The sequence below is a fragment of the Burkholderia pulmonis genome (genome assembly GCF_984667975.1).
On sequence record NZ_OZ480188.1, the window covers coordinates 258,894 to 273,353 of the forward strand.

The 14,460-nt window shown below is 67.4% G+C and carries 12 protein-coding genes; 8 read left to right on the forward strand and 4 right to left on the reverse strand.

What is annotated here, in order from left to right:
• Positions 1–276: 276 nt before the first annotated feature.
• Positions 277–681: a hypothetical protein gene (locus AC5LXK_RS33085; protein WP_493394830.1), complete on the reverse strand. Its 405-nt coding sequence runs from the start codon at positions 679–681 to the stop codon at positions 277–279.
• Between the two features lie 116 nt (positions 682–797).
• Between AC5LXK_RS33085 and AC5LXK_RS33090 the strand changes: the two genes are divergently transcribed.
• Positions 798–1,382, forward strand: coding sequence for a hypothetical protein (locus AC5LXK_RS33090; protein ID WP_493394831.1), 585 nt, complete (start codon positions 798–800; stop codon positions 1,380–1,382).
• A gap of 332 nt (positions 1,383–1,714) precedes the next feature.
• Positions 1,715–1,966 carry a hypothetical protein gene (locus AC5LXK_RS33095; RefSeq protein ID WP_493394832.1) on the forward strand — a complete coding sequence of 84 codons (252 nt, stop codon included), beginning with the start codon at positions 1,715–1,717 and terminating at the stop codon, positions 1,964–1,966.
• 69 nt (positions 1,967–2,035) lie between these two features.
• Here the strand turns inward: AC5LXK_RS33095 and AC5LXK_RS33100 are convergent, their stop codons facing one another.
• Positions 2,036–3,289 (reverse strand): histidinol-phosphate transaminase, encoded by a 1,254-nt coding sequence (locus AC5LXK_RS33100; RefSeq protein ID WP_493394833.1) that lies wholly within the window; start codon positions 3,287–3,289, stop codon positions 2,036–2,038.
• 281 nt (positions 3,290–3,570) lie between these two features.
• Here AC5LXK_RS33100 and AC5LXK_RS33105 point away from each other — a divergent pair, with 281 nt between their 5' ends.
• Positions 3,571–4,656 carry a helix-turn-helix transcriptional regulator gene (locus AC5LXK_RS33105; RefSeq protein WP_493394834.1) on the forward strand — a complete coding sequence of 362 codons (1,086 nt, stop codon included), beginning with the start codon at positions 3,571–3,573 and terminating at the stop codon, positions 4,654–4,656.
• A gap of 70 nt (positions 4,657–4,726) precedes the next feature.
• Here the strand turns inward: AC5LXK_RS33105 and AC5LXK_RS33110 are convergent, their stop codons facing one another.
• A complete protein-coding gene (locus AC5LXK_RS33110) occupies positions 4,727–6,880 on the reverse strand; it encodes a glycoside hydrolase family 28 protein (protein WP_493394835.1) in 2,154 nt (717 codons plus the stop codon).
• Positions 6,881–7,458: 578 nt separating this feature from the next.
• On the opposite strand from AC5LXK_RS33110, the gene AC5LXK_RS33115 reads away from it, so the two are divergent.
• The 5 genes from AC5LXK_RS33115 to AC5LXK_RS33135 all read left to right on the forward strand — a co-directional run bounded on the left by AC5LXK_RS33115 (position 7,459) and on the right by AC5LXK_RS33135 (position 12,524).
• Positions 7,459–8,445 carry a TRAP transporter substrate-binding protein gene (locus AC5LXK_RS33115; RefSeq protein ID WP_493394836.1) on the forward strand — a complete coding sequence of 329 codons (987 nt, stop codon included), beginning with the start codon at positions 7,459–7,461 and terminating at the stop codon, positions 8,443–8,445.
• Positions 8,442–9,014, forward strand: a complete 573-nt coding sequence (locus AC5LXK_RS33120) for a TRAP transporter small permease (RefSeq protein WP_493394837.1) — start codon at positions 8,442–8,444, stop codon at positions 9,012–9,014. Before AC5LXK_RS33115 ends, AC5LXK_RS33120 begins: the two co-directional genes overlap by 4 nt.
• Before the next feature lie 4 nt (positions 9,015–9,018).
• On the forward strand, positions 9,019–10,371 hold the full coding sequence (locus AC5LXK_RS33125) for a TRAP transporter large permease (protein WP_493394838.1): 1,353 nt from the start codon (positions 9,019–9,021) through the stop codon (positions 10,369–10,371).
• A gap of 92 nt (positions 10,372–10,463) precedes the next feature.
• Positions 10,464–11,555 (forward strand): lactonase family protein, encoded by a 1,092-nt coding sequence (locus tag AC5LXK_RS33130; RefSeq protein ID WP_493394839.1) that lies wholly within the window; start codon positions 10,464–10,466, stop codon positions 11,553–11,555.
• Between the two features lie 144 nt (positions 11,556–11,699).
• Positions 11,700–12,524 (forward strand): alpha/beta fold hydrolase, encoded by an 825-nt coding sequence (locus AC5LXK_RS33135; RefSeq protein ID WP_493394840.1) that lies wholly within the window; start codon positions 11,700–11,702, stop codon positions 12,522–12,524.
• Positions 12,525–12,579: 55 nt separating this feature from the next.
• Here AC5LXK_RS33135 and proP read toward each other — a convergent pair whose 3' ends face one another.
• Complete coding sequence (gene proP, locus AC5LXK_RS33140; protein ID WP_493394841.1) at positions 12,580–14,049, reverse strand: glycine betaine/L-proline transporter ProP; 1,470 nt, start codon at positions 14,047–14,049, stop codon at positions 12,580–12,582.
• Between the last annotated feature and the right edge of the window lie 411 nt (positions 14,050–14,460).

Here is a 14,460-nt window from a genome sequence, read left to right on the forward strand (position 1 = left end):
TTCGCGCGCCACTTCACTCGCAAAGTGCGCCAATCGGCATGCAAGGGGCGACAGGCGTCGTGTGCGTGGCCGGGCGTGCCGATGGGGGGATTCAAGGTCGACCGGGCCGTTCGTGGAAGGCCGGCGCGCTGTTTGTCAGCCGATATTGACGCGTCGCCCCGCGTCCGATTACGCTCGTCCGCGATCCCGTGCCTGGCTTTCCGGCCGTCCGGATGCGCCGGATTGCCGAGTGCGCCGGGTCGTACTTGCACCGGCAACGGATGCCAAGCCGCGTTGTCACATTGACGAATGGCCGACGATTCGGGTTCGGTCGAAGGCAGGAGCCCCGCCATGACGAAAGCAAAGAAGCAACTGCTGCCGAAGGACTTCGACGAACTGCTCGACGAGGGCGACCTTGCGAAGCTCCAGGCGGTTTTCGACACCTGCGACGTGAATGCGCGCGGCGGGTCGAGCAAGCGAACCGCACTGTCGTTCGATCGGTGTCCAGACGATCTCGCGCGCTGGCTCGTCGCGCAGGGCGCGGACATCGGCGCGGCCGACGCGTCTGGCAACACGGCGCTGCACGCTCGCGCCCGCAGCCGGCGCAGCCGTTTCGACGTGCTGTTCGAACTGGGTGCGGACGTTCACGACGACGGTGCATCGATCGGCACCGCGCTGCACGCGGCGGCCGATTCGCGCCATGCGCGGTCCGCCGCCTGCTGCTGGAGCACGGCGCGCGCGTCGACGCGCCGAACCGCGACGGGCATACGCCGCTCGCGCGTGCGCTGCGCACGTGCGGCAATGCGGATCTCGAGCACATGGTGGCGCTCGCCGACGTGCTGCTTGGTGCCGGTGCGGCGAAGACGCCGCAGATGCAGGCGAGCGTGACCGAAATCGGCGAGCGCTTCGAGTTCATGCGCGAGCGCTTCAATCCGGAAACCGTCGATGCCGCCAGTGCCGCGCTGGACCGGCTCTATGTGATGTTCGACGTGCCGCCGGTGCCGCGTCGTCAGCTGCACGACGGCCGGTCGCCGATCGTCGTCGCGGCCGGCACGTGGCAGGAACAGCACCGGGCCTTGTGGGCGCAGCTGGTGCCGGGGACGGGGCATGCGGCAACGGTGCAGGGTGAACTCGTCCGGATCTCGGGCCGCATCGCGCACGAGCTCGAGTCCAACGGCGGCGGCAACTGGGACGCCGATTTCCGCAAGATGGCCGATGCGTTCGCGGCCATCGTGCGCACCGGCACGCCGTTGCCGGCGGCCGATTTGTCAGACATGGAGGCCGTCGTGCAGGACGTCAAGCGTCAATCCGGCGAGCCGGCGCAACTGTGCCGGCTCGCTGTCGCGTGGGTGCGCCTGAATCCCGTTCCGCTCGACCTCGCGCCGCCGTCTTATCGTCGGTAGTCCAGCGCAGCGTCGCGTTGCCGCTGCAGCCCCCCGTGTCATTTCCGGTAACCCCCGCCCGCCCGATATCGTCCGGCATCCCCATTTTTGGGGATGCCGTCGCCTGACGGTACGCCTACGATGGACAGCAGTGCACCGGGGACCGGATGTCACCAGAACAAACAGGCAGGCCCGTCGTTGCGTGTCGATCGCTGCGAACGTCCGCGCAGTTGACTGACACAACCGTCACGTACGCTGACGTGCAGCGTGTGCGGTGCGTTGCTCGCATCGCTGCACGATGGCGCGTTGATGACGGAAGGCCTGATGTCGTATTTCGGGGAATTTCAATCAATATGCTGGCACGAGACTATGTGGAACGAGAGCTCTCTCACATCCAGAGAATGGTGGCTCTCCTGGACAGCGAGACGGCCGCTGACGACGTATCGATGTCGGGCGCGGGGCGCGTCAGGCATCCGAGCTACTGGCGCGGGCGTATCGAGGAGCTGCTGTCGGCGCCCGATATCCCGCGTCACGTCAGGAAGCTCAGCGAAGCGGTGCTCGCGAAGCTCGACGAGATGGAGTCGCGCTTCGCGACGATGAAGTAAGTGCATCGTCGGATCGCGTGTCGACACGCGCGCCATCGCGTCGTCGAGAGCGTTCGCGAGAACCGTTGCTCATTCGCGTGCGATCACGTCGAGCAGCGCCGTGCGAAACGCAGCCATTTCCGCGGCGGTGCCGATGGACACGCGCAGGTATTCGGGCGGGCCTGACTCGCGAATCAGCACGCCGTGGCCGAGGAGTCCGCGCCAGGTTTGGTGGCGGTCCGCGAACTTGCCGAACATCACGAAGTTGGCATCGGAATCGGCCACCGCGAACCCCAGGGCGCGCAGCCAGTCGACCGTCGCATCGCGCTCGGCCTTGATCGCGTCGACTTGCGACAGCATCTCGTCGCGCGCGGCCAGCGCCGCGCAGGCCGCCGCCTGCGTGAAGACCGACAGGTGATAGGGCAGCCGTACCAGCTTCAGCGCGTCCACGATCGCGGGCGCGCACGCGCAATACCCGACGCGGCCACCGGCGAACTTGAATGCCTTGCTCAAGGTGCGGGAAACGATCAGCCTCGGGTAGTCGGGCAGCAGCGCGACCGCGCTGCGCACGCCGTGACGCCGGAACTCCGCATAGGCTTCGTCGACGACGACCACCCCCGGTGCGACGTCGAGTATCGCGCGAAGGGTGTCGAGCGGCAGCGCGGTCCCGGTCGGATTGTTCGGCGAGGTCAGCAGGATCACGCTCGGCCGATGCGTGCGGATGCTGTCGATCGCCTGATCGAGGTCCAGCGCGAAATCCTCGGTTCGCGGCAGCGCATGCAGGTGCGTGAAGGTCGTCCGGCAGTATTCGTCATACATCGGATACGCGGGCGTGAAGGCCAGCGCCGATCGCCCGGGGCCGCCGAATGCCTGCAGGATCTGCTGGATCACTTCGTTCGAGCCGTTGGCCGCCCACACGTTCGATGCGTCGACGGATACGCCGCCGTCGTGCGTCAGGTAGTCGGCCAGATGCGAGCGCAGCGCGGCAAAATCGCGATCGGGGTAGCGGTTCGCCTGTCGCGCCGCGTCGGCAACCGCGATCGCGATGCGTTCGACGAGCGCCTGCGACGGCGGGTAAGGATTCTCGTTGACGTTCAGGCATACGGGCACATCGAGCTGCGGCGCCCCGTACGCATGCTGCAACCGGAGATCCTCCCGCAGCGGCAGCTCCGACAGGGACACTTCTTTCCAGCGTGGTTGCATTGAAAACACTCCGTACGTTATCGGTTGATCGGCACAGCAGGTCTTGACGGCGCAAAAAACAAAAAAGGCGCCGGAGGCGCCTTGGTTGTCGTCCTGATCGGGAACGTGCCCGATGCAGTGTCTAGATGCGAAACGAACCACGGCGCAATGGAGGGCGGCCGTGGTGATGGTGCTGCGAGGTCGTGATGTTCCGGATCGTCATGCGCCACATCTTGGCATACCGCGGCGTGGATGAAAAGCCGGTGCGCGTCCGCGCCGATGACGCTGCCGTGTCGAAAGCAGCGATTACATCTGACGAAAGACGGTAACAAACGTGGTATTTCGATCAAACGCGTATCGTTCATTTGAACGACGAGGCCGATTGAGTAAGATGCCCGAACGACGTTCGACAGAAACGCACGGCGCGGGGTGGCCAGATGCACATGAACGGGTTGGTTCCATCGGCATGGATCGATGACATCTACGCTGCGGCACTGGGCGATCAACGATGGGAAACGGTGCTGGACGAGTTGCGTTCGTCGGTGGGCGTGCGCATGGCCACGCTGCTGTCGTTCGACGAGGCGGCGAGGGTGCCCGCGATCGAGCAGGCCGCCGGTGACGATCCGTCGTGGGTCGCCGCGTGTCACCACAGCTACAACACCGAGTTCTACCTGTACGACCCGGTCGTGCCGATTGCCGGCGACTGGCCGGCCGGGCGCTGGTTCGAGGACGTCAAGCACCTGTCCGAGCAGCAGCGCGCGCACAGCGTGTTCTATCAGGAATTCATGCAGCCCTTCGGGCTCGGCAGCATCTCGGGCCTGTACATCCATCGCGGCGAGGGCTTTGGCGCGTTCCTCAGCGTACAGAGCGGCCTCGACGCGCAAGGGCTTTCCGACGACCAGCGCCGCACCATCGAAATGATGGGCGCGCACATCGGCCGCGCGCTGCGGATCCAGGCGCGCATCGGCGAGCTCGAAGCGCGCGTGGCCGCCGCGGAATCGGCGCTCGATGCGATTCCGGTGCCGGTGTTCCTGCTTGGCGCGCGGCGCGAGCTGCGCTATACGAACCGTGCGGCCGATCAGCTGATCGCCGCCGAACCGGCGTTGCGGGTCTTGAACGGGCGCTTCGCGCCGGAAGGCTGCGTCGACGACGCGCAATGGCGGCACGCGTTCGCGCGCGGCGGGCTGCTGCTGCGGCGGGCCACGGGCGAACCGCTACCGCTTGCGCTGATCCCCGTTCCCGAACAGTCGCGCCTCGCGCACGAGCGGCCCGGCGTCGCGGCATTGATGACGGCCGCCGACCTGCGTTCGCCGTCGGCGCGCGCGCAGCGGTTGCGCCTGTTCTACGGGTTGTCGTCGGCCGAGGCCGAGCTCGCCGTGCTGTTGTGCTGCGACGGGCGTTCGCCGCAGGAATGTGCTGCGCTGCGCGGCGTGTCGATCGGCACGGTCCGCGCGCAGATCAAGTCGATCTACGCGAAGACGGACGTGGCGCGCGCGGCGCAACTGACGTCGCTCGTCATGCAGACCTGAACGCGGCGTACGCGCGGGCGCGGCGGGTTTCCCGCGCGGGTGCGGGAAACCCGGTTGCGCTGGCCGTGCGTTACAGTGCCGGCGCCCATGTCGAACCGAACGGGTTCGACTGGTCGATGCCCGGGAAGTCGACGAACGCCTTGCTGCAGTCGAGCACGCTGGCCGGATCGATCGTATGGACCGCCGTGCCGTTGACGACGACCCGGTTCGCGGTCGACGGGAACACCGGCAGGTTCACGTTGTGCAGCGTGAGGGTCGCGTCGGATGCGATCGTCGAGATGCCGTCGGGCGTGTCGGCCACCACGTCGCTCAGCGACATCACGAGCGGGAAGGCCGGCTCGCCGTAGCCGCCGGTGTTCGCCTCGAACCCTTGAAGCTTCACGCCGGCCGTGCCCTCGATCACGACGTTCGCGAGCGAGATGTCGTGGAAGTTCGGGTACAGCGGGCCGCTCGCGGGCACGGCCTTCGTGCTGTAGTACGGCGTGAACAGCAGCGCGTTCTTCGCATCGCGGATGCAGATGTTCGAATAGCGGATGTTGCTCACTTCGCCGCCGCGCGCATAGTCGGACTTGATGCGCAGCCCTTCCTCCGAATCCTGGAACGCATTGTCGTACACCTGAACGTTCGTCACGCCGCCGTTGGTCTCGCTGCCGATCGAGATGCCGTGCCCCCAGTAGATGTGGTTGTGCGCGATCACGACACCCCATTTGCGATCGGCGCGCACGTCGCGATTGCCGTCGATGCCGAACAGCCCCGAACCGGCGGGCGCCGGGTTGTTGCTGCCCTTGAGCGCGATGTCGTCGTCGCCGGTGCTCACATAGTTGTACGCGAACACGAAGTTCTTCAGGTAGCCGTCGAACGAAACCGCGGCGGCGGACGTCGTCGTGCTGCCGGTCGACAGCGCCACCGACGTCGGCTTCGACGCGGAGCCCGGATCGAACGCATCGGTGTTCTTCACGTTGTCCGCATTGAACGTCTGCCCGTTGTACAGCGGGTTGCCGTTGCCGGCCGGGTTCGCGAACGCGGCGAGCGTTGGCGTTTGCACCTTCACGTTCCAGATCGTCAGCCCGTCGACGCCGCTCGGCACCACGTGGAAATTCGGGCTGTTGTTCAGCGTGATGCGGTAGAGCGTGAGGTTCTTCGCGTAGTTGAACACCATCAGCCGGAAATTCGACTGCGAGCCGAAGCCGGTCGTGCCGTTCTGCACCATGTTGCCGAGATACGCGAGATCCCACCACGTCATGTTGCGTACCGTCGATTTCGAATCGACGACCGTGCCGCCGTCGTCGCACGCGGTGCCGTCGGGCGCCACCGTGCCGCCCTTGTACGCCGCGTAGGTGTTCGAGCAGGTCAGGTCGACCTTCATCAACGGATATTTCGCATCGGACGTGACGAGCTCCGCGTAGCCGCGCCCGTCGATGCGGCCGTCGCCGACCACCGCCGCGTTCACGAGGTTGGTGCCGGTGATCAGCGCGGCGCAGTTCGACGAGCTGCCGGCCTTCGTCGCGCTGACGGCGGTGTTGCCGCAGTACGGGCCGGCGGCGTTCGGCGAATACGCCTTCACGTCGCGCGACGCGTACAGCGTCGCGCCCTTGTCGATCCACAGCGTGACGCCGGACGGCAGCGTCAGCGGCCCGCTGATGAAGCCGTTGCCGGGGCCCGCGTGGTTGACGACGAGCCGCACGGCGAACTTGCCCGCGCGGTACTTCGCCTTCGCGAGCTCCTCGCCGGACGCGCCGGCGAGGTTCACGTTCGGCACCGCGGCCGCCTTCTGTGCTGCGGTGGCTGCGGCATCGGCCGCCGCGATCGTCGCGCCGACTTCGGCGTCCACGGCCGCGCCGCATGCGTCGAGCGCGGCCTGGATGCGCGCCTGGTCGGGGTTGGCCGTCGCAGCTGCCACGGCCTTGCCGACGCCGGCCGTCGACGGGTCGGCTTCTGGCGGCAGCGAGCCGTCGGGGCGGCTCACGAGCGTATTGGCGGCCTCGAGCGTGCTGCAGACCTGCGTATCGGCGGGCAGCGCGGGCTCGGCCGGCAGGTTCGCGTCGACGGTCGTCGTGCCGACCTGGAACACGCTGGTGGCGGGCGGAGCGGTGGAGGCGACGCCGCCGCCGGTGCTCGAGTCGTCGCCGCCGCACGCGGTGAGCGCCGCGGCCGTCGTGAGCAGCGCCGCGAGCAGGCCGAGCCCGCGCGGGCGCCGGTTCGGCCGGGAAAGGGGGAATGTCATGACGGAGGTCTCCTGAAGGGGCATCGATCGGTTGCGAGCGATGCCGGGTGGGTATCGGGTCGTTCGGGCAGCACGCGTGGCCGCGGCGCGAACGCGGGCGGGCTGCCGGCAAGGCTGGAGCGGACGGGCGCGGCCGCCGGCGCGGGTCGTCGGGGCGGGTGCCGCGGGTGCGAATCGCGTCGCGCACGATGCGTGGCCGGCGCGTGCTCGTGGCATCGCGGCGGCGAGGCTGTTTAGTAGTCAGTCATCCTATAACGACGGTAAACGAAGCGAAAGAACGCGTTCCGGTGTCGGGAAACCGCCACGCAAGCGCCCGATTCGAATAGGGACCCATTTCCGGAAAACGTTTCGCGGAAAGCCGCTAAAACAGAGAACGGGATTCCCCGATTCATGCCGTAAGCCCGTGATGGCGGCGGTTATAGGGGTATGCACCAAGTGAGTTAAACGATTAACCGACGTACATTCGCTCGACACGTCATACGACGTATGACTCTGCGATTCAGGAGTGCGCGTCGCCGAAGTACGCGCCTGCCGACGGATCGCCGCACAACAACGATCGACCATCAAGGAGACTCACCATGAAGCACCGATTCACCGGCTCCCGTACCGCCCTGGCCGTTGCACTGATGGCCGGCTTCGCGATGTCCGCGCAGGCGCGCGTGTTCCGCTCGGCGGACGTGCACGGCGACAACTTCCCGACCAACATGGCCGTGAAGTTCATGGGTGACGAGCTGTCGAAGCAAACGGGCGGCAAGGATTCGATCAAGGTGTTTGGCAACAGCGCGCTCGGCTCCGAGAAGGACACGGTCGACCAGGTGCGGATCGGTGCGATCGACATGGCGCGCGTGAACGGCGCGTCGTTCAACGAGATCGTGCCGGAGTCGCTGATCCCGTCGTTCCCGTTCCTGTTCCGCGACATCGACCATTTCCGCAAGGCGATGTACGGCCCGGCCGGCCAGAAGATCCTCGATGCGTTCACCGCGAAGGGGATGATCGCGCTGACGTTCTACGAGAGCGGCGCGCGTTCGATCTACGCGAAGCGCCCGGTGCGCTCGCCGGCCGACATGAAGGGGCTGAAGGTGCGCGTGCAGCCGTCCGACCTGATGGTCGACGAGATCAAGGCGATGGGCGGCACGCCGACGCCGATGCCGTTCGCCGAGGTGTACACGGGCCTGAAGACGGGCCTCGTCGATGCGGCGGAAAACAACATGCCGTCGTACGAGGAAACCAAGCATTACGAAGTGGCGCCCGATTACTCGGAAACGCAGCACGCGATGACGCCGGAAGTGCTGGTGTTCTCGAAGAAGATCTGGGACACGCTGTCCCCGCAGGAGCAGGCGGCGATCAAGAAGGCGGCGGCCGATTCGGTGCCGTACTACCAGAAGCTGTGGACCGCGCGCGAGGCGTCGGCGCAGCAGACGGTGACGAAGGGCGGCGCGAAGATCCTGCCGGCCGCGCAGATCGACCGTGCGGCGTTCGTGAAGGCGATGCAGCCGCTGTGGACGAAGTACGAGAAGACGCCGCAGATGAAGCAGATCGTCGACGAGATCGAGGCCACCAAGTGACGCGTCGTACTTCCCTGAACAGCGCGGCGGCCGCGGCCGCGTCGGCCGCCGCCCCGGACGGCGCGGTGCCGGCGCGGCCGCACGGCGCGCCGCTCCTGCGCTGCGTGAACGACGTGGTGTTTCGCGTGCTGGCCGTGATCGCGTCGGCGTGCCTCGCGGTGCTCACGGTGCTGGTGTTCTACTCGGTCGTGATGCGCTACGTGTTCGAGAACGCGCCGGATTTCGTCGAGCCGATCGCGCTGCTGCTCGTGATCGTGATCGCGATGTTCGGCGCGGCGATGAAGGTGCGCGACGGCGGCCATATCGGCCTCGATTCGCTCGTGCGCCGGCTGCCGCCGAACGGTCGCACCGTGGTCGTCGCGATCCAGCACCTGAGCCTGATCGCGTTCGCGATCATGATCATGGCCGGTTGCGGCAGCATGGCCGCCGAGACGATGGGCGACCGCATCCCGATCATCGGGCTGCCCGAAGGCGTGCGCTACCTGATCGCGATGCCCGCGGCGATCGCCATCATCCTCTTCTCGCTCGAGCACCTGCTCGCGCTTCGTCGTTCTTCGTCGGGACAATAACGCCATGGAACTCGCGATCCTGTCCGTCAGTTTTCTGATATTCCTCGTGCTCGGCGTGCCCGTGTCGTTCGCGCTCGGCATCGCCTGCGTGCTGACCTACATGGTCGAAGGCCTGCCGATCGCGACCGCGATGCAGGCGATGATCTCGGGGATGAACGCGTTCTCGTTCCTCGCGGTGCCGTTCTTCATCTTCTCCGGCGAACTGATGCTGCACGGCGGCATCGCGGACCGGATCCTGCGCTTCGCGCAGGCGACCGTCGGCCATTTCCGCGGCGGCCTCGGGATGGCGAACGTCGTCGCCTGTACGCTGTTCGGCGGCGTGTCGGGTTCGCCGACCGCCGATACGTCGGCGATGGGCGGCGTGGTGATTCCGCTGATGAAGCGCGAAGGCTACAGCGCCGCGTACGCGGTCAACGTGACGACGCATGCGTCGCTCGCCGGCGCGCTGATGCCGACGTCGACCAACATGATCATCTACGCGTTCGCCGCGCAGGGCATCACCGGGATGCTGCACGGCCAGCCGGTGAGCGGCGTGTCGATCGGCGACCTGCTGTTCTCGGGGCTGCTGCCGGTGTTGTGGGTGATGGGCTTCGTGCTCGCCGCCGCGTACTGGCAGGCCGTGCGTCACGGCTACCCGCGCCGTGAAGACGGTTCGTCCGCATTGCCCGCGTTCCCCGGCTGGTATGCGGTGCTGCGCAGCTTCGTCGGCGCGGTGCCGGGGCTGATGGTGATCGCGATCATCCTCGTGTGCGTCGCGAAGGGGATTGCCACCGCGACCGAAGCGGCCGCGATCGCCGTCGTGTATTCGCTCGTGCTGACCGCGTTCGTCTACCGGACGCTGACGGCCGCGAAGCTGCGCCGTGCGCTGTCGCATGCGGCGCGCACGACGGGCGTCGTGCTGCTGCTGATCGCGGTGTCCAACATGCTGCGCTTCCAGATGTCGTACCTGGAGATTCCGGATGCGATCGAAGGGCTGCTCAAGCAGTCGACCGCCGCGCCGTGGCTGATGCTGCTGTACATCAACGTCATCCAGGTGTTCCTCGGCACGTTCGTCGACATGGCCGCGCACATCCTGATCACGACGCCGCTGTTCCTGCCGATCGCGATGGCGTGCGGCGTCGGGCCGGTGCAGTTCGGGATCATGCTGCTGCTGAACTGCTCGCTCGGCCTCGTGCACCCGCCGATCGGGTCGGTGCAGTTCGTCGGCTGCGCGATCGGCAACGTGTCGATCGGCGAGACGACGAAGATGGCGTGGCCGTACTACCTCGCGATCTTCAGTGCGATCAACATCGTCACGTACCTGCCGTTCTTCTCGACCTGGCTGCCGAGCCTGATCAGCGGGCACGCGGTGTTCTGATCTCGCGTGTCGCCCGTCGCGGCGCCGGACGACCGAGGTTGTCCGGCGCCGCGGTCGCATCCGCGGTTCCCTTTTACGTTTCCGGAAGCTCCATGAACACCAAGACACTCTGGCGTGCCGTCGCGGCGGCCGCCTTCGGGATGGTCGCGTCGCTTGCGCACGCGGCGACGTATGCGTACGTATCGAACAGCGACAGCCGCGACATCTCGGTGTTTCGCGTCGACACGTCGAACGGTGCGCTGACCGCGATCGAGACGGTGCCGGTCGGCGGCACCGTGATGCCGATGGCGCTGTCGCCCGATCACCATCGTCTCTATGCGGCGCTGCGCTCGACGCCGTATCGCGTCGTCAGCTTCGCGATCAATCCGCTCGACGGGCGGCTGATCGAGCTGGGCCGCGCGCCGCTCGCGGAAAGCATGGCGTATGTGTCGACCGATGCGTCGGGCCGCTACCTGTTCTCGGCGTCGTATGGCGGCAACCTGCTCGCGGTGAACCGGATCGGGGAGAACGGCGTCGCGGGCGACGTGCAGCAGACGGTGAAGACCGGGCCGATGGCGCATGCGATCCGGCAGTCGCCGGACGGCCGTCATGCGTTCGCGTCGGTACTCGGCGCCGATGCGTGGCTGCGCTTGCCGTTCGATGCGTCGACGGGGACGCTGACCGACGATGCGACGCCGGCCTACCGGCTGCCGGACAAGTCGGGCCCGCGCCATTTCGTGTTCTCGTCGAACGGGCGCTTCGCGTATCTGATCGACGAACTCGACGGCAAGCTGCATGTGCTCGCACTGTCGCGCGGCGGCGCCGATGTGCGGCCGATCCAGACCGTGTCGATCCTGCCGCCGGACTTCCACGGCGACAAGCCGTGGGGCGCCGACCTGCACCTGACGCCGGACGGGCGCTTCCTGTACGCATCGGAGCGCACGTCGAGCACGCTCGCCGCGTATCGCGTCGACGCCGGGTCGGGCAAGCTCGACCGCATCGGCACGTTCGCGACCGAGAAGCAGCCGCGCGGCTTTGCAATCGATCCTTCGGGCACGTATCTGCTCGCGGCGGGCCAGCTGTCGCCGATGCTTGCTGTTTACCGGATCGAGCGCAACACAGGGCACCTCGACGCGATCGGCAAATATCCGGTCGGCAAGGGCGCGAACTGGGTCGAGATCGTCACGTACGACGGGATGAACTGACCGCCGACGGCAGACCGGAATCCGTTGCGCGTGGCGGGATGCAACGCGTGCGGATCGTCATGCGCAGCGCCGGCAACCTGTGCGATGATGCCCCGCTTCGCGTTCGTCGCAGAACGCCGCCGAGTCCAGACCTCCGGAGACAGCATGCCCGCACACCTCGTTCAAGGCAGTACCCTGCATTACCAGGATCACGGCGCCGGGTTTCCGGTGCTGCTCGGACACAGCTATCTGTGGGACGCGGCGATGTGGGCGCCGCAGATCGACGCGCTGTCGCGTTCGTACCGTGTGATCGTGCCGGACCTGTGGGGGCATGGCGCATCGGGTGCGCTGCCGGACGGCACGCACACGCTCGACGATCTCGCCGCGCATGCGAGCGCGCTGCTCGACGCGCTGGACATCGAACGGTGTGCGGTCGTCGGGCTCAGCGTCGGCGGCATGTGGGGCGCCCGGCTCGCGTTGCGCGAACCGCAGCGCGTGCGCTCGCTCGTGCTGATGGACGCATCGCTCGAAGCCGAACCCGAGGCGACACGGCTGCGCTACTTCGGCATGCTCGGTGCGATCGAGGCGGCCGGCAGCATTGCGCCGCCGCTGCTCGATGCAATCGTGCCGCTGTTCTTCCGGCCGGACGTCAATCTGGCGGACCCGGTGCCGACCGCGTTTCGCGATGCGCTGGCGAACCTGCCGGCCGACCGCTTGCGGCAATCGATCGCGCCGCTCGGCCGGCTGATCTTCGGCCGGCCCGACACGCTGTCGGCACTGGCCGGACTCGACGCCGGGCGCACGCTGCTGATGTGCGGCGCGGGCGACATGGCGCGCCCGCCGTCGGAAACGGTGAAGATGGCGAGCGTGATCGGTTGCGCGCATGCGCTGGTGCCGGATGCCGGCCACATCTCGAATCTGGAAAACCCCGCGTTCGTCACGCGCGCGCTGCTCGACTGGCTCGACGCGCAGCAACTGTCGTCGAACTGACGCACACGCGGACGGCGACGCCGGCGCATGCCGCGCGGCGTCGCCTCGCGCTGCGTCACGCGCGCTTGCCGACCGGCGTGAACTTCCGGTCGCGCACGCGCGCGCCGTCCGCACCGCCGCGCACGAGGTTCAGCGCTTCCGCGCGGCTTGCGACGCACGGCCCCGAACCGGGCAGCGGCTGGCGCGCCGTCTCGCGCAGCGCGAGCACCGACACGATGCCGATGAACGACGCGCCCATCAGGTAGTACGCGGGCATCATCAGGTCGCCGGTGCGATCGACGAGCCACGCGGTGACGAGCGGCGTCGTGCCGCCGAACAGCGATACCGACACGTTGAAGCCGATCGCGAGCGCGCCGTAGCGGATCCGCGTCGGGAACAGCGCGGGCAGCGCCGACGGCATCACGCCGGTGAACGTCGACAGCAGGATGCCGTAGACCAGCATGCCGCCGAACACGGGCAGCATGCCGCCGGTGCGGATCAGCATCAGCGCGGGCACCGACAGCACGAGCAGGCCCACGCAGCCGGCCATCATCACGGGCTTGCGGCCGACCTTGTCCGACAGGTGCCCCGCGTACAGCGTCATCGGCATCATCAGCACCATCACGAGCAACACCATGAACAGGCCGTGCGATTCGCGGAAGTGCAGCGTCGCGGACAGATAGTTCGGCAGGTACGACAGCGCCATGTAGTCGGTCACGTTGAAGATCAGCACGAGGCCGACGCACTGCAGCAGCGGCCTCCATTGTTCGACGAGCAGCGTCGCGAAGCGTTGTTTCGGCCGCGCGCGTTCGTCCGCCTCGCGTGCTTCGGCTTCCTTCTTGAACGCCGGCGTTTCCTCGAGTTTGAGCCGTACGTAGAGGCCCACGAGGCCGAGCGGCCCCGCGATGAAGAACGGTACGCGCCAGCCCCACGACAGCAGTGCTTCCTGCGACAGCGTCGCGGTGAGCAGTGCGACGGTGGCCGCGCCGAGCGTATAGCCGATCAGCGTGCCGAACTCGAGGAAGCTGCCCATGAAGCCGCGGCGCCTGTCGGTCGAGAATTCGGCGATGAAGGTGGCCGCGCCACCGTATTCGCCGCCGGTCGAGAAACCCTGCACGAGGCGGGCGACGAGCAGTAGCACGGGCGCCATGATGCCGATCGACGCATAGCTCGGGATCAGGCCGATCGCGAAGGTGCCGGCGGCCATCATGATCATCGTCGCGGCGAGCACGCGCTGGCGGCCGATGCGGTCGCCGAGCGGGCCGAACACCATGCCGCCGAGCGGGCGCACGAGGAACGCGGCCGCGAACGTGCCGAAGGTCGCGAGCAGCTGCGCGGACGGGCTGCCGGACGGGAAGAACACCTTGCCGAGCGTGACGGCGATGTAGCTGTAGACGCCGAAGTCGAACCATTCCATCGCATTGCCGAACGCCATGGCGCCGACCGCGCGTTTGAGGACGGCCGGATCGACGATCGTGATGTCGTCCAGCTTGACGGACTGGCGCGAAGACCGGGCTTTCGCGGGGTGCGCTTGCGACGGACTCAATGAACTCTCCTGGAATTGCCTTGGCAGCCGGCCGGGCTGGAATGCAGTGGAGTCGTGCGGGCCGAGGAGCAGCGAAGGCGGATGTCTCGGGGGTGCCTCGATGCCGGTGGCGCGACGCGCGCAGCGGACGGGAACGGGCAGGTGTGTTGTGTGAACCAGTTTAGAGAAACGGGCGCTACCGGCTATCGGTCATGCGCCCGGAACCCGGTGGTAAACGACACGGATCCCGGACGGTGCGTAGCGTGCCGAATCGGCATCGGCTCGACGTGCGCGGTAATTTCGCCACGCGCCGGCACGCCGGGCGGAGCAATGCCGCGAATGTCGCTTCGTCCCCGCGCAGGCGTCGCAGGCGCGAACAGCCGGCGCAGGGGTGCAGCGCCGGCCGGCTCGACATCGACACATCGATTGCCG

What these genes read in the sequence shown, in the direction of transcription:
- AC5LXK_RS33095 (WP_493394832.1), top strand. Translation starts at nt 1,715, where the DNA reads ATGCTGGCACGAGACTATGTGGAACGAGAGCTCTCTCACATCCAGAGA.
- AC5LXK_RS33130 (WP_493394839.1), top strand. Translation starts at nt 10,464, where the DNA reads ATGAACACCAAGACACTCTGGCGTGCCGTCGCGGCGGCCGCCTTCGGG.
- AC5LXK_RS33125 (WP_493394838.1), top strand. Translation starts at nt 9,019, where the DNA reads ATGGAACTCGCGATCCTGTCCGTCAGTTTTCTGATATTCCTCGTGCTC.
- AC5LXK_RS33105 (WP_493394834.1), top strand. Translation starts at nt 3,571, where the DNA reads ATGAACGGGTTGGTTCCATCGGCATGGATCGATGACATCTACGCTGCG.
- AC5LXK_RS33110 (WP_493394835.1), bottom strand. Translation starts at nt 6,880, where the DNA reads ATGACATTCCCCCTTTCCCGGCCGAACCGGCGCCCGCGCGGGCTCGGC.
- AC5LXK_RS33090 (WP_493394831.1), top strand. Translation starts at nt 798, where the DNA reads ATGGTGGCGCTCGCCGACGTGCTGCTTGGTGCCGGTGCGGCGAAGACG.
- AC5LXK_RS33085 (WP_493394830.1), bottom strand. Translation starts at nt 681, where the DNA reads ATGGCGCGAATCGGCCGCCGCGTGCAGCGCGGTGCCGATCGATGCACC.
- AC5LXK_RS33135 (WP_493394840.1), top strand. Translation starts at nt 11,700, where the DNA reads ATGCCCGCACACCTCGTTCAAGGCAGTACCCTGCATTACCAGGATCAC.
- AC5LXK_RS33115 (WP_493394836.1), top strand. Translation starts at nt 7,459, where the DNA reads ATGAAGCACCGATTCACCGGCTCCCGTACCGCCCTGGCCGTTGCACTG.